The following is a 22,330-nucleotide window of genomic DNA, read 5'->3' as shown; positions in this document are numbered from 1 at the left end:
TTATTATGCAAAAAGCCCTAAGCTAACGCTTAGGGCTTTTTGCATACTTGAATATTAGAATTTTTTAGATGAATCTGTCTCTTCTTCTTGTTTTTGCCGATCATTTCATTTTTTCCTATCCTATCGCCGAGCGTACATTGCAAGTCTGCGATTGTAGTAGCCCCCATTTAAACCGGACACTTCATCAATAAGACATAGGCATAGACCTATGTTTAAGGAGTGTCTTGTGCAAAGAATCGAAGTGGTCACTGGCGAGCAGAAGCGACGCCGTTATACTGCCGAAGAAAAGTCCCGTTTTGTTGCGCTGTCCATGCAACCCAGCTATTCCGTTTCTCTGGTTGCCCGGCAATACGGCATTACACCCAGTCTGCTTTTTAAATGGAAACGACTTATGAACGAAGGTGGCCAATCTGCGATCGCTGCTGGCGATGACGTTGTCAGTGTTGCTGAAGTTAAGGAACTGGAAAAAAAGGTAAAACAGCTTGAGCAGATGCTGGGACGTAAAACAATGGAAGCCGAAATCCTCCGCGATGCGCTGGAGATAGCGCAGTCAAAAAAGTTGACATCGCGCATGCCATTGCTGCCACCGGACGATATCCCCTAATCCGGATAATACAGGTACTGCAGGTATCACGGTCTAATCTTTATGAACGCCTGAGTGGGCAGCGACTGTCCCGTATGGCGCGTTACAGCAAAGAAGCGGATGAGGAATTATTGTCATCAATCAGACAGATATGCAGCCAGCGCTCGACAAATGGCTATCGTAGGGTCACCGCACATCTGAATCGCAGGTTAAGAAGATGTCGCCGGGTAAATCCAAAGCGGATATACCGGATCATGAAACACCATAACCTGCTGCTGGCAAAATCGGGTCATGAGAAAAACACCGAAACCATACCGGTAATGTGATCACACTGAAACCGGATACCTGGTGGTGCTCTGACGGCTTTGAAATCCGCTGCTGGAACCGTGAAGTGGTACGAATTGTTAGTACCGATGTAAAAATGACCCACATGCCAATGTAAAACAGACCCACCTGGGGTAAAAATGGCAGCTTTGAATATGAAATCCCCACGCGAATATCGCGATGCCATGTTAGCTATTAATTAGCCGTGTCCGTTTTAGTTGGGGCAACTCCAGCGATAAAATTCTTATAACAGAAGAGTGCTCTTTTTTGATAGGGTATTTAGAGTATTGAAACTGATAGTGGATTAGGCGTGCGGAAAAGAACCTATGCAATGAGGTATGTTGCTGGCCAACCAGCTGAACGTATCTTTCCTCCCGGGGAAATGCATTATACGGAGCAAGTGCTACCGACAGGCTCATTGTTGCTGGAGGGGGATGTTTTGCGCGTAATGGTGTGGAATATTTTTAAGCAGCAACGAATGAACTGGCTTTCCGTGTTGCAAAATTTCGGTAAAGGTACCCAGCTAGTCCTGTTGCAGGAAGCGCAAAGTACGCCAGAGCTCATCCGTTTTGCAACCACCAACTATCTCTCAGCCGATCAGGTCCCCGCCATTATCCTCCCGCAACATCCATCCGGTGTAATGACGCTATCAGCAGCCCAGCCAGTATATTGCTGCCCCTTACGTGAAAGGGAACCCCTGTTGCGTTTGGCTAAGTCCTCTTTGGTGACGGTCTACGCGCTTCAGAATGGCCAAAGACTGATGGTTATCAATATCCATGCGGTTAACTTTAGCTTTGGTGTTGAGGTTTATACCAAGCAACTGGCTGCGATTGGGGAACAACTCGTACATCATCAGGGACCGGCTATTATGGCTGGAGATTTTAATGCATGGAGTCAACAGCGTATCAACGCTCTTAATCGGTTTGCGGTAAGGATGGGATTGCAGGAGGTATATTTCGTTGATGACCAACGGCGCAAGGCGTTTGGTCGACCACTCGATTTCGTCTTTTACCGTGAGCTGACCGTTAACCAGTCTTCTGTATTGGTGACTCAGGCCTCAGACCACAACCCACTACTCGTTGAATTTAGCCTGAGTTAATCGCTATAAAAAAACAGCCCTCTACATCTGTAGGAGGGCTGTTTCTCATTACTGATATCCTGATATGACGTTAAGAATCAGGTTTTATGTTGCTGCTAACATAAAGCGTCAGACGATCGCCTGGCTGGATATTGGCATTCTTGTTGATAACCGTATTCCAGCGCATCACATCAGCGATATTTACACCGTGACGTTTGGCAATGCTTGCCAGTGAATCACCCTTCCTAACCTGATAGGTGATAGAACTGCTATTGCCTGAAGCTTTGGCAACTTGCAGCGTTTGACCAACCTTGAGCGCACCTGCGCTACGCAAATTGTTCCAGCTCTGCAAATCTTTCGTGCTGACATTAAGCCGTGCCGCAATGGCTGATAAGGTATCACCTGAGCGTACCTTATACTGCTGTGATGCTGGCGTTGACTGTGTTTGCGCTAAGTGTGTTGGTTGAATCGCCGCGATGTCACCATCAGCCAGTGAATCTTTCAACTGCTCAACGTGAGCTTTAGGAACCATAATGTAATGTGGCCCATTTGGTGCGGTAACATTACGTTTATAGCCCGAGTTATAGCTCTTCAACTTATTCAACGACAACCCAGCCATCTCAGCGGCTTGTGTCAGTTCTATCTGCTGCCCCAGTTCGACCTTTGCTAATGCACGGCTTTCATTGGGCTGCGGTAGACTCACGCCATACTTCTTACTGTTTTTAAGAATATCACTCAAAGCCAGCATCTTAGGAACATAGATCGACGTTTCACGCGGTAACGCCAGTGCCCAGAAGTTGGTTGATTTCCCTTTTGCTTTATTCGCTTTCATCGCCTGCATGACGCGGCCTTCACCACTGTTATAAGCAGCAACTGTCAATAACCAGTCGCCATCAAACATTGTGTTAAGTCGTTGCATCATATCCAGCGCAGCTGTCGTAGACGCAATCACGTCGCGACGTCCGTCGTACCACTGGTTTTGTTTCAAACCATAATTACGTCCTGTGCCAGGGATAATCTGCCATAGCCCTGCGGCATTGGCGGATGATGTGGCACTTGGATCAAAAGCGCTCTCCACTATGGGTAGCAGTACCAGTTCCATCGGCATTTTACGTTGCTTAATCTGCTCGACTATCCAGTACATGTACGGCTCTGCCCGTAATGTTACATCGTGGAGATAGCTCTTATTTTTCAAATAACGCGTTTTTTGTTCGCGGATCCGGGCGTTTTCCGGAACCTCCATCTTCAGCTCGTCGCCAATGAAGTTCCACAGATCTCGTTGCGCGAGGCTATCGTCATCTAACCATCGCGCGGAAGCCTCTCGGCCATCTGTGTACTTTCCTGCTTCACTTTGACTTGCCGAAGACAAACTCTGTGCATGCTGTTTAGGTTGCGAGGTGTCATGTGGTGAGACCTGACAACCCGCCAGCAAGACTGAGGCGATGAGCATCGCTTTAGCCTTCATATGTTGGTCAATAGTTGCTTAAAAGACGAGCAAGGATACTTTGATTAGATGAATAGCACAACCTAAACCTTCAGAAGCAGTCTTTCTTGCTGCGTAGCATCTCAAAAACTTGCCAATTCTCTATATTTTCAGGTTTCTTTGATAATTTCCTTTTTAAATCAATTTCATGACAGCGTAGGAATAGGTTGATTCTTCTCTCCAGCCCTAATGTGGTAGGTAAGCTAGACTGCAATTTTTCTCGTATCTGACTGATTTTATAGAGATAAGCTTCAATATTGGGATCTTCTGGCAATATCGCATTAGAAAACCTTAAGTTTGATAGCGTGTATTCATGAGCACAGCACACTACCGTATCATTAGGGAGTTTCGCTATTTTTTGAATTGATTCATACATCTGTCTCGGTGTGCCCTCAAGAATACGACCGCATCCCGCTGAAAATAGGGTGTCACCACAGAACAAAAATGGCGCATTGTAGTAAGCAATATGACCTGATGTGTGTCCTGGAACCTCAATTACAGAAAATTCCGAATTTAACAAAGAGACGGTATTTCCTTCTTCCACCAGGTAGGTTGCGCCGCATTTAGCGGTTTCTTTTGGACCAAAAACAGGCAGATTAGGGTAATGCTTGAGGAGTTCACTGACGCCTCCGACATGATCATTATGGTGGTGAGTGAGCAAAATGGCTTCGGGGAAAAGTGAGTGTTGATCGAGCGTATTAAGCACTGGAGTTGCCTCACCGGGATCGACGATCACACAGCGGTTTTCTTTGTTGCTTAATAACCAAATGTAGTTGTCCTGAAGTGCAGGGATACTGATAAGATTCATTCATCACCTCTTTTTGCTAGTAGCCTGAGGACGAGAACAGAAGATGAAATCGGCACAAATCCCTCAGACCATTGTTGCACCTGATTCATGGGATGATATCACCTGCGGGCAATTTTATCGCGAGTCGCTTGAACAGGCCTTGCTGCCATGGTGGCCAAAACTCTTTGGTTTTCATCTTATCAAGGTAGGGGCGCTGAGCGCGGAAATCCACATAACAGAGTGCGCGATTGCGCATCAGGTTAATGTTGCCCCACACGGTGATAATCTTCAGGTTATTGCAGATGCTCATCAATTACCTTTCTCTGAAAAGTCGATCGATGCCTGCCTGCTCGCTCAAACGCTGTCTTATTCACCGGACCCGCATCGTATTCTGCGGGAGGTTGACCGCGTCTTGATCGACGATGGTTGGCTAATATTGAGTTCGTTTAATCCGATCAGTCTGGTTGGCCTTGGCAAACTGATCCCCAGACTCAATAAGAAACACCCTTATTGCAGCCGTATGTTTACTCAAATGCGTATTACGGACTGGCTGGGGCTATTGAACTATGAGGTTATCCATCAGACCCATTTTCACGTTACGCCATGGCGAAGAAACAAAGGGAAGTTGAATAAACATATTCCGATGCTAGGGTGTCTGACGCTGATTATTGCCCGAAAGCGCACAATTCCACTGACATTTACCCCAATGAGAGCGAGATTGCGTAAAGCACCAGTGCGCCGCACGGTGGGCGCAACAAAGATATATCGGAGATGAGGCGAACGCCTACGGTGAGTTACTCAGCCTGATAGCCGGTGTCTTCAAGCGTTGGTGCACTTGCGGCAGCGCGCGCGAGTTCATCACAGCGCTCGTTTTCCGGATGCCCGGCGTGCCCTTTTACCCATTCCCAGCGCACGGAGTGGTGTTGAATCGCGGCATCCAGTTTTTGCCAGAGATCGACGTTTTTGACCGGTTTTTTATCGGCAGTTTTCCAACCACGCTTTTTCCAGTTATGAATCCAGCTGGTTATCCCCTGACGAACATATTGGCTGTCAGTGCAGAGCACCACATCGCATGCGGTAGTCAGCGTTTCAAGCGCTGCAATCGCAGCCATCAGCTCCATTCTGTTGTTCGTCGTAAGACGATAGCCTGCACTTAACGCTTTTTCGTGCTGTTTGTAGCGCAGCAGGGCGCCATAGCCACCGGGGCCGGGATTACCGAGGCAAGATCCGTCGGTGAAAATTTCTACCTGTTTGCGCATCTCTGGTAGACTCTCCCTTATGGTAAAAACGGCAAGTCTGACATAAAACGAAAACGATGAGCACTGAAATTACGCGACAAATCGTCCTGGATACAGAAACCACCGGTATGAATAAGCTGGGGGTTCACTACGAAGGGCATAAAATTATCGAGATCGGTGCGGTCGAAGTGATTAACCGGCGCCTGACTGGTCGTCATTTCCATGTCTACATCAAACCCGATCGTTTAGTGGATCCAGAAGCCTATAACATACATGGTATCAGCGATGAGTTTCTGGCTGATAAACCGACGTATGCGGATGTCGTGGATGACTTCCTCGATTTTATCCGTGGCGCGGAGTTAGTCATTCATAACGCGACGTTTGACATCGGCTTTATGGATTACGAATTCCGATTGCTGAATCGTGATATACCCAAGACCGAAACGTTCTGTAAGATCACTGATAGCCTGTTGATGGCGCGGAAGATCTTTCCCGGCAAGCGTAACAGTTTGGATGCACTCTGCGATCGCTACCTGATAGATAACAGTAAGCGTACGCTGCACGGCGCATTGCTCGATGCCGAGATTTTGGCAGAAGTTTATCTGGCGATGACTGGCGGTCAAACTTCTCTGACTTTTTCGATGGAAGGTGAAGCGCAGCAGAAGAGTGATAATACTGAAACGATCCAGAGAATCGTCCGTCCTCAATCGGCGTTAAAGGTGCTTTACGCTGATGAGGCAGAGCTGTTAGCGCATGAACAACGTCTGGATCTGATTGCTAAAAAAGGCGGTAGTTGCCTGTGGCGGGCTGAATAGCACCGCCGTAATATCGTCCTTTGCGCAGTAAAAAGAATCGGTTGATCGCACTGCGGGTGAGAGAATAGTCAGTAAGATGAAATTATAAGCAAACAGAAACGGTTAGTTATAAAAAGCATTGACGTAATAGTGCCATCATCTTAGTATTCATCCCGCTCAGTGAGCACGAGTGGAGCGGTAGTTCAGTTGGTTAGAATACCTGCCTGTCACGCAGGGGGTCGCGGGTTCGAGCCCCGTCCGTTCCGCCACTTATATGAAGGCCCTGAATCAGCAATGATTCAGGGTTTTTTCATTTCTTGCTCTGTAGAAAAAGAGTTGTAGAAAAAATATGGCCACCCAGGACGCGGTGGCCGTTTTTTTAGAAGTCCCAGTCTTCGTCTTCGGTGTTGACGGCTTTACCGATCACATAAGATGAACCTGAGCCAGAGAAGAAGTCGTGGTTCTCATCAGCGTTTGGCGATAGCGCTGAGAGAATCGCGGGATTCACATCCGTCATGCTGGCGGGGAACAACGCTTCATAACCCAGATTCATCAGCGCTTTGTTCGCGTTGTAGTGGAGGAATTTCTTCACGTCTTCCGTCCAACCGACGCCGTCATAGAGCTCCTGCGTATACAACACCTCATTGTCATACAAATCCTGTAGCAGATCGTAGGCGAAATTTTTCACCTGCTGCTGACGAGCAGGATCGGCCTTTGCCAATCCACGCTGGAATTTGTAGCCAATATAGTAGCCGTGTACCGCTTCGTCGCGGATGATAAGCCGGATCAAATCCGCCGTGTTGGTCAATTTGGCACGGCTTGACCAGTACATCGGCAGGTAGAAGCCAGAGTAGAACAGGAACGACTCCAGAAACACGCTGGCGACTTTCTTCATCAGCGGATCGTCACTGCGGTAGTGCGACAGGATAATGTCGGACTTCTTCTGTAGCGCTGTATTCTCTTCGCTCCAGCGATACGCATCATCAACTTCGCTGGTTAGACACAGCGTCGAGAAAATAGAGCTGTATGAGCGGGCATGCACAGCTTCCATAAAGCTTATGTTAGACAGCACGGCTTCTTCATGCGGTGTCACCGCATCGGGCATGAGCGTCGGCGCGCCTAGCGTATTTTGGATGGTATCTAACAGCGTTAGGCCGGTGAACACGCGGATCGTCAACTGACGCTCGCGAGCATTCAGCGTACTCCACGACGGAATATCGTTAGAAAGCGGCACTTTTTCAGGCAGCCAGAAGTTAGACGTCAGCCGATTCCAGACTTCCAAATCTTTGTCGTCTTCAATTTTGTTCCAGTTAATCGCCTGGACGCGAGTGAGTGCGGTCATGCTTCGATTTCCTTCCGCGATGGCTTATAGCGCACAGGACACACAGCCCTGAACTTCGGTGCCTTCCAGCGCCATCTGCCGTATGCGAATGTAATAAATAGTCTTAATGCCTTTGGTCCAGGCGTAGATCTGCGCTTTATTGATGTCGCGCGTGGTGGCGGTATCGCGGAAAAACAGCGTCAACGACAGTCCTTGATCGACGTGCTGCGTGGCGGCGGCATAGGTGTCGATAATCTTCTGCGGCCCGATTTCATAGGCATCCTGGTAATACTCCAGATTGTCATTGTTCATGTAAGGGGCAGGGTAGTAGACGCGACCAATCTTGCCCTCTTTACGAATTTCGATACGTGACACAATTGGGTGGATGCTGGACGTCGAGTGGTTGATATATGAAATCGAACCGGTCGGAGGAACCGCCTGCAAGTTCTGGTTGTAAATGCCGTGCGCAATGACAGATTCGCGCAGTGCCGCCCAGTCCTGCTGAGTGGGAATGTGGATGCCAGATTGTTCAAACAGCTCACGTGCGCGTGCCGTTGTGGGTTCCCAGATTTGCTCGATGTACTTATCAAAATACTCACCTGTGGCGTATTTTGAGAGTTCAAAGCCTGAGAAGCGCTGGTCCCGCTCTATCGCTAACGCATTCGATGCCCGAATTGCGTGGAAAGCGACGGTGTAGAAATAGATATTGGTGAAATCGACGGCTTCTTCTGTGCCGTAAAAAATCCGCTCTTTCGCCAGATAGCCGTGCAGGTTCATCTGGCCTAAGCCAATCGCATGCGATTGATCGTTGCCTTTTTCGATAGATGGCACGGAGCTGATGTGGCTCATATCGGAAACGGCGGTCAGCGCACGGATCGCCATTTCAACCGTCTGGCCGAAATCGGGCGAGGCCATTGCGTTGGCGATATTCATCGATCCGAGGTTACAGGAGATGTCTTTACCAATGTGGCTGTAGCCAAGATCGTCGTCGTACAGGCTGGCCTCGTTGACCTGCAAAATCTCAGAGCACAGGTTACTCATGTTGACGCGGCCGTGAATCGGGTTCGCGCGATTCACGGTATCCTCAAACATCATATAGGGATAACCGGACTCGAACTGGATTTCGGCGAGGATCTGGAAGAATTCGCGCGCTTTGATTTGGGATTTACGGATGCGCTTGTCGTTTACCATCTCATGGTATTTTTCGGTGACGCTAATTTCCGACAGCGGCACGCCATAAACCTGCTCGACATCATAAGGTGAGAACAGGTACATCACCTGATTATTCTTCGCGAGCTGGAACGTGATATCGGGGATGACCACACCTAAAGACAGCGTCTTGATGCGGATTTTCTCATCGGCATTTTCCCGCTTGGTATCCAGAAAACGCAGAATATCTGGGTGATGCGCATTGAGGTACACCGCCCCCGCGCCCTGACGCGCACCAAGCTGGTTAGCGTAGGAGAAGGCATCTTCCAGCATTTTCATGATCGGGATTATGCCGGACGACTGGTTTTCGATACGTTTGATCGGCGCACCGGTTTCGCGGATGTTGCTGAGCATGAAGGCCACGCCGCCGCCGCGTTTTGAGAGCTGAAGCGCGGAATTAATCGCGCGACCAATCGATTCCATATTGTCTTCAATGCGCAGCAGGAAGCAGGAGACCAGCTCGCCGCGCTGCTTTTTACCGCAATTGAGGAACGTGGGGGTGGCAGGCTGGAAGCGTCCACTGATGATCTCGTCGACCAGTGCGCTAGCGAGTGCGGTATCCCCTTTGGCGAGAGTCAGTGCCACGAGGCAGACGCGATCTTCGTAGCGCTCCAGATAGCGTTTGCCATCAAATGTTTTCAGCGTATAGCCAGTGTAGTATTTGAACGCACCCAGAAAGGTTTGAAAGCGGAACTTGTGAGCGTAAGCCTGCTGGAAAAGGATTTTGATGAAATCGAAATGATACTGATCCAGTACTTCTGCTTCGTAGTAGCCTTCTTCCACCAGATAACGTAGCTTTTCTTCCAGATTGTGGAAGAACACGGTGTTCTGGTTCACATGCTGCAGGAAATAACGGCGTGCCGCGAGCTTATCCATCTCGAACTGGATATTCCCCTCTGCGTCGTAGAGGTTGAGCATCGCGTTCAGCGCATGGTAGTCGAGTGTATGGTAATCGAGCGAGTGGGCGTCCGCTTCGGCCTTGGTTGCCTTTGCACTCACGTGGTCTGTTGTTGCCAAAATTCAGTTACTCCCTTACGCACATTTTCAATGTCTTCTGCCGTGCCGAGCAATTCAAAGCGGTACAGGTAAGGCACCTGACATTTCTGCACAATGATGTCGCCAGCGATGCAGTACGCTGCACCGAAATTGGTATTGCCTGCTGCAATCACGCCGCGCAGATAAGCGCGGTTGTGTGGATCGTTGAGAAAGATGATGACCTGACGCGGCACAGCCCCTTTCGTGCTGCCTCCGCCGTAGCTGGGGACAACCAGAATATAGGGGCGATCAACTTTCAATGCAGGCTGTTCTATCGCTATCGGGATTCTCAGGGCTGGCAAGCCAACCCGAGAAATGAAGCGATGCGTGTTTTCCGACTGGCTGGAGAAATAGACCAGCGGGTTCATATTGCCCCCCTTACTGCAATTGCAGGGCGGCGTTCAGAGTACTGATCTTATCTGGGCGGAAGCCGCTCCAATGATCGTCGGCCGTCATCACGACGGGTACCTGTTGATAGCCCAACGCTCTTACCTGCTGTAACGCCTGTTCATCTTCAGTTAAGTCCACCAGTTGATAGTTAATTCCTTGCTTGTCCAGCGCACGGCATGTGGCGTTGCACTGAACACAATCTGGCTTAGTGAAAATAGTAATACGCATGATTCGTATTTACCCTTTGGCGTGAAAGAAGTATGTCGGAGCGGCTATCTTCAGGACATGTGCACCCGAGCCGATCCACTGTGTAGCGACCTGTTACGCGAGGGCTACACAAGGAATACTAGATGTAGGTATTTTAAATTTCAACCACACAAGATATATGATTTTTAGTTGGCCTTATACCAATTGACGCAAACCCAGATGCAACAAGGCTGGGAGAGAATGCAAGTAAAAAATGTAGAAATAAATAAATGTGACGCGCATCATTTTTGACGAAATAGTGTGCGAAAAAACAAAAAGGAGAGTTTGGGAAATGGAAATGTTACCTAAGATTGCCGACAAAGTGCGTCGAGCGGTGGTAATGGATAGATCGTAAAGACGCTGCAAGTACCTCCCTGTAAGCTCGGCTTGCGCCATCCCTGGCGCAAACGCTTTACTCTTCTATTCCATTACCACCGTTTTCGTTCTGCAAACAAGCTTACCAATAGCTGGTGCAGCATCGCTGCCTGAGGCCGTCAATTACAGGACGGGCAGGTTTCTGCCGTAATAGATTTCCTGCATTTCGTGATATAGCAGATCGGTGATTCTTTTCCGTTCAGCAGTGCTGAGTTCTTCAGGGCTGACGTTGAACAGGTAGTGTTTCAGGTCGAAATCCTTCAATAACATCTTGGTATGAAAAATATTTTCCTGATACACGTTCACGTCCATCATGTGATAGAGCGCTTTCATATCCTCGGACATGAAGTTCTGAACCGAATTGATCTGATGATCGATGAAATGTTTTATGCCGTTGACATCACGGGTAAATCCTCGCACGCGATAGTCGATGGTCACAATATCGGATTCAAGCTGGTGGATGAGGTAGTTCAGCGCCTTCAGCGGCGAAATTACGCCACAGGTAGAGACTTCGATATCCGCACGGAAGGTACAAAGCCCGCCTTCTGGGTGGCTTTCTGGGTAGGTATGAACACAGATATGGCTTTTATCCAGGTGCGCCACGACGGAGTTGGGTAGCGGCCCAGGGTGTTCTGAGGTATCCACGTCACGTGGATCGATGGGCTCTTCGCTGACCAGAATGGTCACGCTGGCGCCTTGTGGATCGTAGTCCTGACGCGCGATGTTAAGGACGTTGGCACCGATAATTGAGCAGGTTTCAGTGAGGATTTCTGTTAAACGGTTAGCGTTATATTGTTCGTCGATATAGGCGATATAACCATCGCGATCGTCGGCCGTTTTGGTGTAACAGATATCGTAGATACAAAAACTCAGGCTTTTCGTCAGGTTGTTGAAGCCGTGTAGTTTCAGCTTGTGCAATTTACGTCACCCCCTTGTGGTGGTGTGATTATCCTAAGTGATGGATTATTGCGCATTCTGTAGCGCGCTCAGCAGATACTGTGGCAGGGCAAAGCTGCCGATGTGAACATCAGGCGTGTAATAGCGACAGGCGATAGCGGATTGCGCAAAACGTTGGCGCAGCGTGGCGGTGTCTGTCTGACGCAGCGCCGGATTATTGCTGGCCCAGGCAAACGTCATAATGCCGCCGTAATACGTCGGGATCGCTGCCTGATAAAAGCTGACATCGTTGAAATAGTGGCTGAGTTTTTTATGGCTGCCGACGGCTTCATCCTGTTGCAGGAAGCACACGCCATTCTGAGCGACGAAAATCCCGCCTTCGTTCAGGCAACGGGCGCAGCCCTGATAGAAATCGGAGGTGAACAGGCTTTCGCCGGGGCCGATGGGGTCGGTGCAGTCGGAAATGATGACGTCAAATTTTTCGCTGCACTGTCTGACAAAGTTAACGCCGTCATCAATCACCAGATTAAAACGCGGGTCGTCATAGCTACCTGCGCTGTGATTGGGCAGGTACTGGCGACAAAACTCCACCACGCCCGCATCGATTTCTACCATCGTGATCTGTTCGACGCCGTGGTGACGGCTGACTTCTCGCAGCATACCGCCATCACCACCACCGATAATCAGGACGCGTTTGGCATTGCCATGTGACAGAAGGGGGACGTGAGTGAGCATTTCGTGATAAATGAATTCATCGCGCTCGGTGGTTTGCACCACGCCATCAAGCGCCATCACGCGACCTAATGCGGCGTTTTCAAAGATGATGAGATCTTGATGATCGGTCTTCTCGTGATACAGCACGCGATCAACCGAAAAATACTGGCCAAAGTTGGCATGCAGGGTTTCATACCAAATTTCTTTCTGGGACATGTTAGGGCTTCCTCCGCGATAACAGCCATGAAAATTGGCGCGCCATCATAGCCGACTCTTTTGCCGCTTGCACGGTCAAATTTCAGTCAGTGCGGAGGAGCGGGGGAATTACTGCGCGTAGGAGAGCAAACCAAGCGAATTACGTGCCAGAGACTGGCATTTCTTCGGGGTCGGGATTGCGATGTTGCTGAGGTCACGATAGCTGTCTTCGCCCATCGCCGTCATATTGTAAGCGTTGTAATTGCTGAGATCCCAGCGATTTTGCTGAGCAAATGCGACCAGCGTCCGACGAATCTGTTCATTCGGCAGATCTTGATAGCCACAGTGGTTTTTCAGATAAACAAAGATCGCGGTCAGATCGGCCAGATCTTCCGCTTCAAATTCATTCAGCGCCTTGCTGGCGGAAGAGAAGCTCATCAGGCTTAGCAGGAGCAGAGCCAGCGCAGAGTTTTTCATGGTTGAACCTGTTCCAAATGTTGTCAGATGACGTTATCACAGATATCCCATGAGGTTCCAAGTTTTCTTACGGGAAACCTCTGATATCTCCGTCATTCTTCACGCGGTATAGGTGTTGGCTTTGTGACTTGGCTCACCCGTAGATTTCGCCCTGACGAACCCGTGCTTTGTGTTGTTCAAAATGCTAACGGGTTATCCTGCAACTCGAATTATTTAGGGGATTGCGATAAAAAACGAGTGACGAAAAGGTGGAGAACGAATAATTTCAATCTATTGAAATGGTTGATTTTTATTTTATTGACGGTCGGTGATGGAAATCACCTCGGGTTAATCGCAGGATTAAAGCCCATTTATCGCTGTTTGATACGATGACGCCGCCGTCAGCCTCTGTTATTAATAACAGCGATCTCATCTAATACAGTTTTTATTCTATGATCTCCGGTGTATGGCGCGTCAGTAGTTGGTTGTTGGCGGGACTGTTGCTGCTTCCTTTAGCAACGGTTTTTTATCAGGCTTTTTTTGCCGATGGGATGGGATTTACCCAACTGTGGCAAATCGGGTTACCCACCTACCTGATACATTCTGCGGTCATCGTAATTGGCACGCTGTTCTTCAGTTTACTGTTTGGATTGCCTTCCGCTTGGTTTATCGCCATGTATCGTTTTCCCGGTCATCGCGTGCTGCAATGGGCGCTTTGCCTGCCGCTTGCGATGCCCGCATTTCTGCTCGCCTACCTTTATACCGATGCGTTACGGCATCTGTCCCAGTTGTTGCAGGAAGGCGGGTGGCAAATAGCCCCATCGTGGGGAGAATCCCACGTTGCTGGGCTACCCGTTTCGCTAGGCTGCATAAGTCTGGTGTTGGCACTGGTGCTCTATCCCTATATTTACCTGTTGGTACGCGAAGCGCTGGTGAAACAACCCGCCAGCCTTATCCATTCGGCGCGTTTACTGAATCAGACGCGCGCTCAGGTATTCCGCCGCTTATGTTTACCTATTGCGCGGCCTGCGATTGCCTGCGGCGGTGCGCTAGTGGTGGTCGAAACATTGGGCGATTATGGTGCGGCGTCTTATCTTGATACCCCAACCCTGACAACTCAGGTGCTGGATATCTGGCAGCAGCAGGGCGAGCTCGGTGCGGCAGCACGCCTTGGCGTGTTGATTTTGCCTGCAATCTTCCTCTTGATGTTTCTGGTTAATTTCTGGCGTCGGAAGCAGAAAATTTATCAAGCTCAAGCGAATCCTTCTCTGGTGGTTCCGCCTGTGTTGAGCGGGTGGCGCAGCAGGGTGGTACGTGGCTACTGTTGGGGAATCGTTTGTCTGTCGTTCCTGTTCCCGCTGTTGTATCTATTATTTCTGGCCCTCCGACACATGCTGTCGGTATGGGATATGGCGTTCCTCCATGCAGTGATGAATAGCCTGTTGGCGTCCGCCATCGCGACAGCCATCATTACGCTGATGGCGCTGTCGTTTATTTTCTACACGCGCACGGCCGGGATATTTGCCAATCAGACGCCGGTTCGGCTAGTCAGCCTGAGTTTTGCCTTGCCCGGCGCGGTACTGGCTGTCGGACTGTTTACCTTGCTGTCGCTGGTGGACAGCGGAATTAATCTGTTTGCCAGCGCTGCGGGGTTACCTCCAACGGAGGCTTTGCTGGCGGGATCGCTGTTTATTCTCATCCTCGCCTATAGCGTTAAATTTGGGCGTTTGATGCTGGACAGCCTTGAACGCAGTATGGAGGCCATTCCGCGTTCGCTGGACAGTGCGAGCCTTGTACTGGGCGCTTCCCCCCTCAGCCGCTGGTCACGTGTGCATATCCCGCTGCTGCGCCGCAGCCTGTTCATTGGGGCGTTGTTGATTTTTACGGAAAGTATGAAAGAGCTGAATGTGTCGCTGCTGCTGCGTCCTTTCGGGGTTGATACGTTGGCAACGTATGTTTTCCGCTTTACGGCGAGTGAGCAAGTAGCGTCATTTGCCTTTCCTGCATTGGTGCTGGTGGCGGTGGGGCTAATCCCTGTTTTCTGGCTGAATCGCGCACTGAATATAAAAGGATAATGACATGGCTGCGTCGATAGATATTCTGAGCGTTCAGGCGGTAAGTTGTACGCTACAGCAGTCTCCCGTGTTGGAGAATATCTCCTTTGCCGTGCGCGATGATGAGACGATTTGCCTGTTGGGGCGAAACGGCTGTGGCAAAACGGCGCTATTACAGGTGATCGCAGGCCTGCTGCCGATTACTCAGGGCAAGGTTTTGCTGGAGGGTGAGCTTGTTAGCTCACCGCAAGAGTACGTCCTGCCTGAGCTGCGTCAGGTTGGCCTGATTTTTCAGGACTATGCGCTCTTTCCGCATCTGACGGTGGAAGGCAATATTGCGTTTGGTTTATATGGCCGCCCGGAAAGCGAGGTGAAGCCAATCTGTGCCGAGATGTTGACGCTCTTGCAACTGGATGATGTCGCCGCGCGCTATCCACACGAGCTATCGAATGAACAGCAACAGCGTTTGGCGATTGCCCGCGCGCTAGCCTGTGAGCCGAAACTGCTGTTGCTAGATGAACCCTTCCCTGGGCTGGACAGCCAGACTCGCTACCGCTTGATCACCGAATTACGGCAGGTTCTCAAACAGCGCCATGTCGCGGCGGTTTTTGCCACGCACAGCCGAGAGGAGGCTTTTGCCTGCGCCGACCATCTGATTCTGCTGGATGAAGGGAAAATTATGCAGCAGGGCTATCCCTCCGAGCTGTACCATCGGCCGAATAGCCGCTTTGTTGCTGATTTTATGGGGAATACAAACTATTTGCCTGTGAAAATTATGAGCGACCATCAATGGCAAAGCCCATTGGGCGATCATCAGGCGACACATCCGCTCAATCAGCCGATGGATTCACAATGCGACTGGATGGTTCGTCCGGCTGACGTGGCGTTGGCACTCGATCCCGATGGTCCGGCGTCGATCGAAGATAGGCTATTTATGGGCACATCAAACTTGTATCGGGTGAAGATGGGAGAGCTGATGCTGCTGGTGCAGACCGGCAACTGGTTTGAGCCAGGACAGCAGGTGCGTTTAAGCATTAAGACGGATCCTCCAGTCTTGTATCCTGCTTTACCGGTCGTCAGCAGCTCGGCTGACGGCCCTGAAACGAAATGATTACGCCTCGTGCAGATCTGCCGCTGGCATGAGCCAGGTGCTATTGTGCTTTTCAAACCCTAACTTCGGGTAGTAATCCACCGCCAGCGGCGCGGCCAGCAAAATAATTTTGCAGCCTTTTTCAAGCTGTTGAGCGGTTTGTTGAATCAGCTTCTTACCTATTCCCGCATGCTGACAGTCCTCTGACACCGCGAGATCGGACAGATAACAGCAAAAATGAAAATCCGTCACGCTGCGCGCGATCCCAACCAACGTCTCCCCTTGCCACGCGGAAACCAGCAGGTTGGCGTGCTTAAGCATACCTGCAATTGCTGTTTCATCATCCAGCGGGCGGCGCGGCCCCAATGAAGTTTTCGCCAACAGTTCAATGAACTGCTGGCTGGAAAGCGGGGCATTCACTTTGTAGCAAACATCCACTGGTGGTGTACTCATGGTGTCTCCTTCATGGTGTGGTTTCTGATATACTTCGCACGCTTGGGCATTGCCCAGACTGATTCAAACGTCAGCATTGGCGCATCATCGATAATGAGTTTGTCATTTTGCCGATGGTGCTGAATACCTTACTTCAAAGAGTTATCAGTATGATGAAACATACCGTGGAAGTCATGATTTCTGAGCAGGAAGTGATGGCGCGGGTTACCGAATTGGGGCAACAGATCAGCGAACACTACCGTGATAGCGGCAGCGATATGGTACTGGTGGGGCTATTGCGCGGATCGTTTATCTTTATGGCCGATTTATGCCGAGCGATCGATGTCCCTCACGAAGTGGATTTCATGACGGCATCCAGCTATGGCAGCGGTATGAACAGTACGCGCGATGTTAAGATCCTGAAAGATCTGGATGAGGATATTCGCGGCAAAGACGTATTGATCGTTGAAGATATTATCGACTCGGGCAATACGCTGAGCAGGGTGCGGGAAATTCTGCAACTGCGTGAGCCGAAATCACTGGCTATCTGTACGCTGCTGGATAAACCAGAGCGCCGTGAAGTGGCGGTGAAAGTCGAGTGGGTTGGATTCTCGATCCCTGATGAGTTTGTTGTGGGTTACGGCATCGACTATGCCCAGCACTATCGCCATTTACCTTACGTCGGCAAGGTTGTTCCACAGGAATAGCGTACCAGATAAGGCCGATGCCGTGAGCGACGCCCAGCGAGTGGGCGTCAGGCAGCGAATCAAGACAGGGTAGAAATCGCGCGGCGATAACGCTGTTCCAGCGTCTCCCGGTTGGTCGCGGTCACTTCCAGATCGCGCAGACGGCCATCCTGAATACCGTAAACCCAACCGTGGATCGTGACTTTCTGCCCACGCTTCCAGGCGGACTGCATGATGGTGGAGTGGCCGAGGTTGTAAACCTGCTCGACAACGTTGATTTCACAGAGCGTATTCAGCCGCTGTTCGGGAGGCAATTCCCCTAGCAGCGAACTATGCTTGTACCACAAATCACGGATATGCAGCAGCCAGTTGTTAATCAAACCCAATTCTGGGTTTTCCACCGCAGCCTGAACACCACCGCAGCCGTAGTGGCCGCAGATAATGATATGTTCGACTTCGAGAACTTCGACGGCATATTGCACGACAGACAGGCAATTGAGGTCGGTGTGAATAACCAAATTGGCGACGTTACGGTGAACAAACAGTTCACCAGGCTCAAGGCTGGTCAGACTTTCCGCAGGTACGCGACTGTCCGAGCATCCAATCCATAGAAAACGGGGACGTTGTGCCTGCGCCAGACGTTCAAAATAGCCAGGATCCTCTTCCACCATCGTTTTAGACCAAAGCTGGTTGTTCGCGATGAGCGTTTCAATTTCTTTCATGAAAGTAAATGACCTGTAACAAACAAGGGGCAGTGAGGAGTAATATAAGGCAACATGCGTCGTTTGAAAAACGATAGTTTATACTCGTCATACTTCAAGTTGCATGTGCGTTGGCTGCGTTCACTCACCCGAATCACTTACTTGAGTAAGCTCATCGGGCTTCCTTCTCTTGCCGCCTGCCTGAAACTTGAATTATTTAGAGTATATATTTGTCACACTTTGAACCTGTAGAACTCACTGATAATAAGGCAATCCATTTCTTATGACATATGCACTGGAACTGGCGCAACTCACCAAAACCTATTCGGGAGGCGTCAAAGCGTTACGGGGGATCGACCTGAATGTGGAAGCGGGGGATTTCTATGCGCTTCTGGGACCAAATGGCGCGGGAAAATCGACCACGATTGGGATTATCAGCTCGCTGGTGAATAAAACGGCTGGTAAAGTTCGCGTCTTCGGCTATGACCTTGAGCTGGATAAAGTGAATGCGAAACGCCAACTGGGGTTGGTCCCGCAGGAATTTAACTTCAATCCCTTTGAAACGGTATTACAGATTGTGGTTAATCAGGCTGGCTATTATGGCGTGAAACGTCAGGACGCGTTGCAGCGTGCCGAAAAATACCTGAAACAGCTGGATCTGTGGGAGAAACGTAACGAAAAAGCGATGATGTTGTCCGGCGGGATGAAGCGTCGCCTGATGATTGCGCGTGCGTTAATGCATGAGCCTAAGCTGCTGATTCTTGATGAACCGACTGCGGGCGTGGATATCGAATTACGTCGTTCCATGTGGGGCTTTTTGAAGGAGCTGAACGCTCAGGGCACCACGATTATCCTGACAACGCACTATCTGGAAGAAGCGGAAATGCTGTGTCGCAACATCGGGATCATTCAGCGGGGTGAGCTGGTGGAGAACACCTCGATGAAGCAGCTTCTTGCTCAGCTTAAGTCAGAAACGTTTATTTTCGATCTGGCGGCGAAAAGCCCGCTGCCACAGCTTGAAGGCTATGCGTTCCGCCTGATGGATACGTCAACGCTGGAAGTGGATGTGATGCGCGAGCAAGGTCTGAACGCGTTATTCAGCCAGCTCAGTGCGCAGGGGATAACGATATTAAGTATGCGTAATAAAGCGAACCGGTTGGAAGAGCTGTTTGTCACGTTGGTTAATGGGGACGGGACGAACGGTAAGGGAGAAAAGGCATGATGCACTTGTATTGGGTAGCACTACAGAGTATCTGGGTGAAAGAAGTCACTCGATTTGGGCGTATCTGGATTCAGACGCTGGTGCCGCCAGTGATCACCATGACGCTATATTTCATTATTTTTGGCAACCTGATCGGCTCACGTATTGGGGAAATGCACGGTTTTACCTACATGCAGTTTATCGTGCCGGGTCTGATCATGATGGCGGTGATTACCAACGCCTATGCCAACGTCGCTTCTTCCTTTTTCAGCGCCAAATTTCAACGCAATATTGAAGAACTGCTGGTCGCGCCTGTTCCGACCCATGTGATTATTGCGGGTTATATTGGCGGCGGGATCGCGCGTGGTCTGTGTGTTGGGGTTTTGGTGACGGCGGTGTCGCTGTTCTTCGTCCCGCTGCATGTTCATGCCTGGTGGATCATCGTTCTAACGCTGTTGCTGACGGCGACGCTGTTCTCGCTGGCGGGCTTATTGAATGCGGTCTTTGCGAAAACGTTTGATGATATCAGCCTGATTCCGACATTTGTGTTAACGCCGCTGACCTATCTGGGTGGGGTGTTTTACTCACTGACGCTGCTGCCGCCGTTCTGGCAGGCCGTTTCCAAGCTGAACCCAGTAGTGTACATGATTAGCGGCTTCCGCTACGGTTTCCTCGGAATTCAGGATGTACCGTTGCTGTTCACAATGTCGGTGCTGATTGCCTTTATTGTGGTGTTTTATCTGCTGGTTTGGTGGCTGATTGAACGCGGTCGCGGGTTACGGACGTAGTGTGTAAACGCTGTAAATGAAAAGGCGGTGGTAACACCGCCTTTTGCTTATCTAAAGCGATCAGGCGACCTGAACCGGAATCGCTTTTGCCTGACGTTGCAGCTCGTTATCGCCAGAGAAATAGGCAACCTTCGGGCTGTGGCTTCTGGCTTGTTCGTCGGACATCTGCACGTAGGAGCAGATAATCAGTTTGTCGCCCACGCAGGCAAGGCGAGCGGCGGCACCGTTCACGGAGATAATGCGTGAGCCTCTTTCGCCCGCAATGGCGTAGGTCGAGAAACGCTGACCGTTATCAACGTTGTAGATATCAATCGCTTCGTATTCCAGAATGCCAGCGGCATCCATAAAATCCTGATCGATGGCGCAAGAGCCTTCATAATGCAAGTCGGCCTGAGTCACTTTGACTCGGTGCAGCTTGCCTTGCAGCATGGTACGTATCATCGCTTTGTTACCTCGGTTCATACAGTCAAATCGACCTGGTGGTTATCAATCAATCTGGCCTTGCCTAACCAGGCAGCCATCAAAATCACTGCTCGTGTGCTGGCCGCGCTCAGCGGTTGCAACGTATCAGCATCGCGGATAAACAGTTCATCAGGCGTAAAGCCCGCTTCACGCAGCTTGTCTGCCGCCTGTTCCAGCAATGTGTCTATCTGACGATCGCCGTTGTCCAACTGTGTCGCCATGTCCATCATCACCTGATAAACATGCGGTGCCCGCTGGCGCTCTTCCGCACTGAGATATCCATTACGTGAACTCAATGCCAAACCGTCTTTTTCACGCACGATTGGGACACCAATAATATCAATGTCATAGCCCATATCGCGGACAAGCTGCCGAATCAGCGCTAGCTGCTGGTAATCTTTCTCGCCGAAGCAGGCGACATCCGGCTGTACCAGATTGAACAACTTGCTGACGATGGTCGCAACGCCCCGGAAATGACCGGGACGGCTGGCACCTTCCAACAGGGAAGACAGGCCGGGCACATCGACAAACGTTTGCGACTCTAGTCCATTTGGGTATATCACATCTGGGCTTGGTGCGAAAACCAGATCGGCACCGCGGCGATTCAATTTCTCGCAGTCTTCCTGCAACGTCCGGGGGTAGCGGGCTAAATCATCTGGCCGCTCAAACTGCATAGGATTGACAAAAACGCTGACAATAACGATATCGGCACGCGCTCTGGCTTCATCGACCAGCGTCATGTGCCCGTCATGCAAATTACCCATGGTGGGTACTAAAGCAATGCGTTTCCCTTCCTGACGCCAGCGACGGATTTCGCGGCGCAGCAGCAGAGGGGTTTCGATAATTAACACACTCGTACTCCTAAAAAATAGCCCGATTAACGGAATGCTCGTTTTTTAATGAAACGATTGTTCTTTAATGAAATGAATGCGCTTCGGCTGGGTAGATGCCCTGTTCGACTTCTTGTGCATACAAACGCACTGCCGCGCGGATATCACCCCCGCTGGGTGCCAGAAAGTTCTTGGCAAACTTAGGCGTGTTGTCGCCGGTAATGCCGAAGGCATCATGCATGACCAGAATCTGCCCGTCGGTCACGTTGCCTGCGCCAATGCCGATCACCGGAATCGACAGCGCTTCCGTTACGCGTTTCGCCAGCGCGACAGGCACGCATTCCAGCACAAGCAGTTGCGCTCCGGCTTCTTCAAGCGCAAGGGCATCGGCCAGCAGTTGATTGGCATCGCTTTCGCTCCGGCCCTGAATTTTATAGCCGCCGAAGATGTTAACGGACTGCGGCGTCAGACCCAGATGACCGCACACCGGCACGGCACGTTCGGTCAGCATTTTTACCGTCGGGGCAAGCCAGCTTCCGCCTTCCAGCTTCACCATATTCGCACCGGCACGCATCAGTTCTGCGGCCTGACTGAATGTTTGTTCTGGCGTGGCATAGGTCATAAAAGGCATATCGGAGAGAACCAGAGCCAGCGGTGCGCCACGGCGGACACACCGCGTGTGGTAAACGATATCGTTTGTGGTCACGGGCAAGGTGGAATCGTGACCCTGTACGGTCATTCCCAGTGAGTCACCCACCAGCATCACGCGGATCCCTTGCTCGAAAAATAGGCGAGAGAAACTGGCGTCGTAAGCAGTAATCGTAGCGAATTTTCGCTGCTCTTGTTTCCATTGGCGCAAGTGGGAGATAGTCGTCGGTTTCATGACGGTCTTCCTATGTCAATAGGGCGAAGAATTGAGGGGGACATTCTAATGTAAGCCGACGTGTAGCGATATACCCGT

Annotated in this window: 22 protein-coding genes, 1 tRNA gene and 2 pseudogenes; 10 read left to right on the top strand and 15 right to left on the bottom strand. The window is 50.4% G+C overall.

Annotated elements, in window-relative coordinates; translation table 11 throughout:
* Positions 1-226: 226 nt before the first annotated feature.
* Both K7X24_RS16085 and K7X24_RS16080 read left to right on the top strand, forming a co-directional pair.
* A pseudogene (locus K7X24_RS16085) lies at positions 227-986 on the top strand (transposase); the annotation flags it as partial.
* Between the two features lie 231 nt (positions 987-1,217).
* Positions 1,218-2,006: an endonuclease/exonuclease/phosphatase family protein gene (locus tag K7X24_RS16080; protein ID WP_224555790.1), complete on the top strand. Its 789-nt coding sequence runs from the start codon at positions 1,218-1,220 to the stop codon at positions 2,004-2,006.
* A 70-nt stretch (positions 2,007-2,076) separates the two neighbouring features.
* Here the strand turns inward: K7X24_RS16080 and mltD are convergent, their stop codons facing one another.
* Together mltD and gloB are read right to left on the bottom strand one after the other, a co-directional pair.
* On the bottom strand, positions 2,077-3,450 hold the full coding sequence (gene mltD, locus K7X24_RS16075) for a murein transglycosylase D (RefSeq protein WP_224555788.1): 1,374 nt from the start codon (positions 3,448-3,450) through the stop codon (positions 2,077-2,079).
* A gap of 70 nt (positions 3,451-3,520) precedes the next feature.
* On the bottom strand, positions 3,521-4,276 hold the full coding sequence (gene gloB, locus K7X24_RS16070) for a hydroxyacylglutathione hydrolase (RefSeq protein ID WP_224555786.1): 756 nt from the start codon (positions 4,274-4,276) through the stop codon (positions 3,521-3,523).
* A gap of 43 nt (positions 4,277-4,319) precedes the next feature.
* Here gloB and K7X24_RS16065 point away from each other — a divergent pair, with 43 nt between their 5' ends.
* Positions 4,320-5,030 (top strand): class I SAM-dependent methyltransferase, encoded by a 711-nt coding sequence (locus K7X24_RS16065; RefSeq protein WP_103862605.1) that lies wholly within the window; start codon positions 4,320-4,322, stop codon positions 5,028-5,030.
* 19 nt (positions 5,031-5,049) lie between these two features.
* Here the strand turns inward: K7X24_RS16065 and rnhA are convergent.
* Positions 5,050-5,617 (bottom strand): annotated as a pseudogene (rnhA, locus tag K7X24_RS16060) (ribonuclease HI).
* Here rnhA and dnaQ point away from each other — a divergent pair.
* Both dnaQ and K7X24_RS16050 read left to right on the top strand, forming a co-directional pair.
* The gene (dnaQ, locus tag K7X24_RS16055; protein WP_103862604.1) at positions 5,571-6,308 is read left to right on the top strand and encodes a DNA polymerase III subunit epsilon; all 738 of its coding nucleotides are present in this window, start codon (positions 5,571-5,573) and stop codon (positions 6,306-6,308) included. The pseudogene rnhA and the gene dnaQ overlap by 47 nt on opposite strands.
* Before the next feature lie 171 nt (positions 6,309-6,479).
* A tRNA-Asp gene (locus K7X24_RS16050) sits at positions 6,480-6,556 on the top strand.
* Between the two features lie 110 nt (positions 6,557-6,666).
* Here K7X24_RS16050 and nrdF read toward each other — a convergent pair.
* From nrdF to K7X24_RS16015, 7 genes are all read right to left on the bottom strand, one after another.
* A complete protein-coding gene (nrdF, locus tag K7X24_RS16045) occupies positions 6,667-7,629 on the bottom strand; it encodes a class 1b ribonucleoside-diphosphate reductase subunit beta (protein WP_039281728.1) in 963 nt (320 codons plus the stop codon).
* Between the two features lie 24 nt (positions 7,630-7,653).
* Entirely contained in the window at positions 7,654-9,816 is a 2,163-nt protein-coding gene (gene nrdE / locus K7X24_RS16040) for a class 1b ribonucleoside-diphosphate reductase subunit alpha (RefSeq protein WP_318013144.1), read from the bottom strand.
* A complete protein-coding gene (nrdI, locus tag K7X24_RS16035) occupies positions 9,813-10,220 on the bottom strand; it encodes a class Ib ribonucleoside-diphosphate reductase assembly flavoprotein NrdI (protein ID WP_224555782.1) in 408 nt (135 codons plus the stop codon). The genes nrdE and nrdI overlap by 4 nt, the downstream gene beginning before the upstream one ends.
* A gap of 10 nt (positions 10,221-10,230) precedes the next feature.
* Positions 10,231-10,470, bottom strand: coding sequence for a glutaredoxin-like protein NrdH (gene nrdH, locus K7X24_RS16030; RefSeq protein WP_014916295.1), 240 nt, complete (start codon positions 10,468-10,470; stop codon positions 10,231-10,233).
* A gap of 516 nt (positions 10,471-10,986) precedes the next feature.
* Complete coding sequence (gene speD, locus K7X24_RS16025; RefSeq protein WP_103971458.1) at positions 10,987-11,781, bottom strand: adenosylmethionine decarboxylase; 795 nt, start codon at positions 11,779-11,781, stop codon at positions 10,987-10,989.
* A gap of 45 nt (positions 11,782-11,826) precedes the next feature.
* Entirely contained in the window at positions 11,827-12,690 is an 864-nt protein-coding gene (speE, locus tag K7X24_RS16020) for a polyamine aminopropyltransferase (RefSeq protein ID WP_224555780.1), read from the bottom strand.
* 108 nt (positions 12,691-12,798) lie between these two features.
* A complete protein-coding gene (locus K7X24_RS16015) occupies positions 12,799-13,146 on the bottom strand; it encodes a YacC family pilotin-like protein (RefSeq protein WP_224555778.1) in 348 nt (115 codons plus the stop codon).
* A 431-nt stretch (positions 13,147-13,577) separates the two neighbouring features.
* Here K7X24_RS16015 and K7X24_RS16010 point away from each other — a divergent pair, with 431 nt between their 5' ends.
* Together K7X24_RS16010 and K7X24_RS16005 are read left to right on the top strand one after the other, a co-directional pair.
* Entirely contained in the window at positions 13,578-15,200 is a 1,623-nt protein-coding gene (locus tag K7X24_RS16010; RefSeq protein WP_224555776.1) for an ABC transporter permease, read from the top strand.
* 4 nt (positions 15,201-15,204) lie between these two features.
* The gene (locus K7X24_RS16005; protein WP_224555774.1) at positions 15,205-16,290 is read left to right on the top strand and encodes an ABC transporter ATP-binding protein; all 1,086 of its coding nucleotides are present in this window, start codon (positions 15,205-15,207) and stop codon (positions 16,288-16,290) included.
* Here the strand turns inward: K7X24_RS16005 and K7X24_RS16000 are convergent, their stop codons facing one another.
* Positions 16,291-16,722: a GNAT family N-acetyltransferase gene (locus tag K7X24_RS16000; RefSeq protein WP_219681486.1), complete on the bottom strand. Its 432-nt coding sequence runs from the start codon at positions 16,720-16,722 to the stop codon at positions 16,291-16,293.
* 152 nt (positions 16,723-16,874) lie between these two features.
* Between K7X24_RS16000 and hpt the strand changes: the two genes are divergently transcribed.
* Positions 16,875-17,408, top strand: a complete 534-nt coding sequence (gene hpt / locus K7X24_RS15995; protein ID WP_011094841.1) for a hypoxanthine phosphoribosyltransferase — start codon at positions 16,875-16,877, stop codon at positions 17,406-17,408.
* Positions 17,409-17,467: 59 nt separating this feature from the next.
* Here hpt and can read toward each other — a convergent pair whose 3' ends face one another.
* Positions 17,468-18,109 carry a carbonate dehydratase gene (gene can, locus K7X24_RS15990; protein WP_005969011.1) on the bottom strand — a complete coding sequence of 214 codons (642 nt, stop codon included), beginning with the start codon at positions 18,107-18,109 and terminating at the stop codon, positions 17,468-17,470.
* 262 nt (positions 18,110-18,371) lie between these two features.
* Between can and K7X24_RS15985 the strand changes: the two genes are divergently transcribed.
* A complete protein-coding gene (locus tag K7X24_RS15985; protein ID WP_103862597.1) occupies positions 18,372-19,310 on the top strand; it encodes an ABC transporter ATP-binding protein in 939 nt (312 codons plus the stop codon).
* Positions 19,307-20,077 (top strand): ABC transporter permease, encoded by a 771-nt coding sequence (locus K7X24_RS15980; protein ID WP_039360891.1) that lies wholly within the window; start codon positions 19,307-19,309, stop codon positions 20,075-20,077. Before K7X24_RS15985 ends, K7X24_RS15980 begins: the two co-directional genes overlap by 4 nt.
* A 60-nt stretch (positions 20,078-20,137) precedes the next feature.
* Here K7X24_RS15980 and panD read toward each other — a convergent pair whose 3' ends face one another.
* The 3 genes from panD to panB form a co-directional block, all read right to left on the bottom strand.
* Positions 20,138-20,518: an aspartate 1-decarboxylase gene (panD, locus tag K7X24_RS15975; protein WP_014916285.1), complete on the bottom strand. Its 381-nt coding sequence runs from the start codon at positions 20,516-20,518 to the stop codon at positions 20,138-20,140.
* Positions 20,519-20,535: 17 nt separating this feature from the next.
* Positions 20,536-21,390 (bottom strand): pantoate--beta-alanine ligase, encoded by an 855-nt coding sequence (gene panC, locus K7X24_RS15970; protein WP_224555772.1) that lies wholly within the window; start codon positions 21,388-21,390, stop codon positions 20,536-20,538.
* Positions 21,391-21,454: 64 nt separating this feature from the next.
* Positions 21,455-22,252 (bottom strand): 3-methyl-2-oxobutanoate hydroxymethyltransferase, encoded by a 798-nt coding sequence (panB, locus tag K7X24_RS15965; protein ID WP_103971462.1) that lies wholly within the window; start codon positions 22,250-22,252, stop codon positions 21,455-21,457.
* Positions 22,253-22,330 lie beyond the last annotated feature (78 nt).

It is taken from the genome of Pectobacterium versatile, from assembly GCF_020166435.1.
In the GTDB taxonomy this organism is placed as follows: Bacteria; Pseudomonadota; Gammaproteobacteria; order Enterobacterales; family Enterobacteriaceae; genus Pectobacterium; species Pectobacterium versatile.
This window is presented reverse-complemented; position numbering and strand designations above follow the sequence as displayed.

Excerpts from the sequence above, each read along its gene's own strand:
- hpt (WP_011094841.1), top strand. The coding sequence starts at position 16,875 with ATGAAACATACCGTGGAAGTCATGATTTCTGAGCAGGAAGTGATGGCG.
- K7X24_RS16005 (WP_224555774.1), top strand. The coding sequence starts at position 15,205 with ATGGCTGCGTCGATAGATATTCTGAGCGTTCAGGCGGTAAGTTGTACG.
- dnaQ (WP_103862604.1), top strand. The coding sequence starts at position 5,571 with ATGAGCACTGAAATTACGCGACAAATCGTCCTGGATACAGAAACCACC.
- can (WP_005969011.1), bottom strand. The coding sequence starts at position 18,109 with ATGAAAGAAATTGAAACGCTCATCGCGAACAACCAGCTTTGGTCTAAA.
- K7X24_RS16010 (WP_224555776.1), top strand. The coding sequence starts at position 13,578 with ATGATCTCCGGTGTATGGCGCGTCAGTAGTTGGTTGTTGGCGGGACTG.
- panB (WP_103971462.1), bottom strand. The coding sequence starts at position 22,252 with ATGAAACCGACGACTATCTCCCACTTGCGCCAATGGAAACAAGAGCAG.
- speE (WP_224555780.1), bottom strand. The coding sequence starts at position 12,690 with ATGTCCCAGAAAGAAATTTGGTATGAAACCCTGCATGCCAACTTTGGC.
- K7X24_RS15980 (WP_039360891.1), top strand. The coding sequence starts at position 19,307 with ATGATGCACTTGTATTGGGTAGCACTACAGAGTATCTGGGTGAAAGAA.
- K7X24_RS16015 (WP_224555778.1), bottom strand. The coding sequence starts at position 13,146 with ATGAAAAACTCTGCGCTGGCTCTGCTCCTGCTAAGCCTGATGAGCTTC.
- gloB (WP_224555786.1), bottom strand. The coding sequence starts at position 4,276 with ATGAATCTTATCAGTATCCCTGCACTTCAGGACAACTACATTTGGTTA.
- K7X24_RS15985 (WP_103862597.1), top strand. The coding sequence starts at position 18,372 with ATGACATATGCACTGGAACTGGCGCAACTCACCAAAACCTATTCGGGA.
- nrdF (WP_039281728.1), bottom strand. The coding sequence starts at position 7,629 with ATGACCGCACTCACTCGCGTCCAGGCGATTAACTGGAACAAAATTGAA.
- K7X24_RS16000 (WP_219681486.1), bottom strand. The coding sequence starts at position 16,722 with ATGAGTACACCACCAGTGGATGTTTGCTACAAAGTGAATGCCCCGCTT.
- panD (WP_014916285.1), bottom strand. The coding sequence starts at position 20,518 with ATGATACGTACCATGCTGCAAGGCAAGCTGCACCGAGTCAAAGTGACT.
- nrdI (WP_224555782.1), bottom strand. The coding sequence starts at position 10,220 with ATGAACCCGCTGGTCTATTTCTCCAGCCAGTCGGAAAACACGCATCGC.
- K7X24_RS16065 (WP_103862605.1), top strand. The coding sequence starts at position 4,320 with ATGAAATCGGCACAAATCCCTCAGACCATTGTTGCACCTGATTCATGG.
- mltD (WP_224555788.1), bottom strand. The coding sequence starts at position 3,450 with ATGAAGGCTAAAGCGATGCTCATCGCCTCAGTCTTGCTGGCGGGTTGT.
- nrdH (WP_014916295.1), bottom strand. The coding sequence starts at position 10,470 with ATGCGTATTACTATTTTCACTAAGCCAGATTGTGTTCAGTGCAACGCC.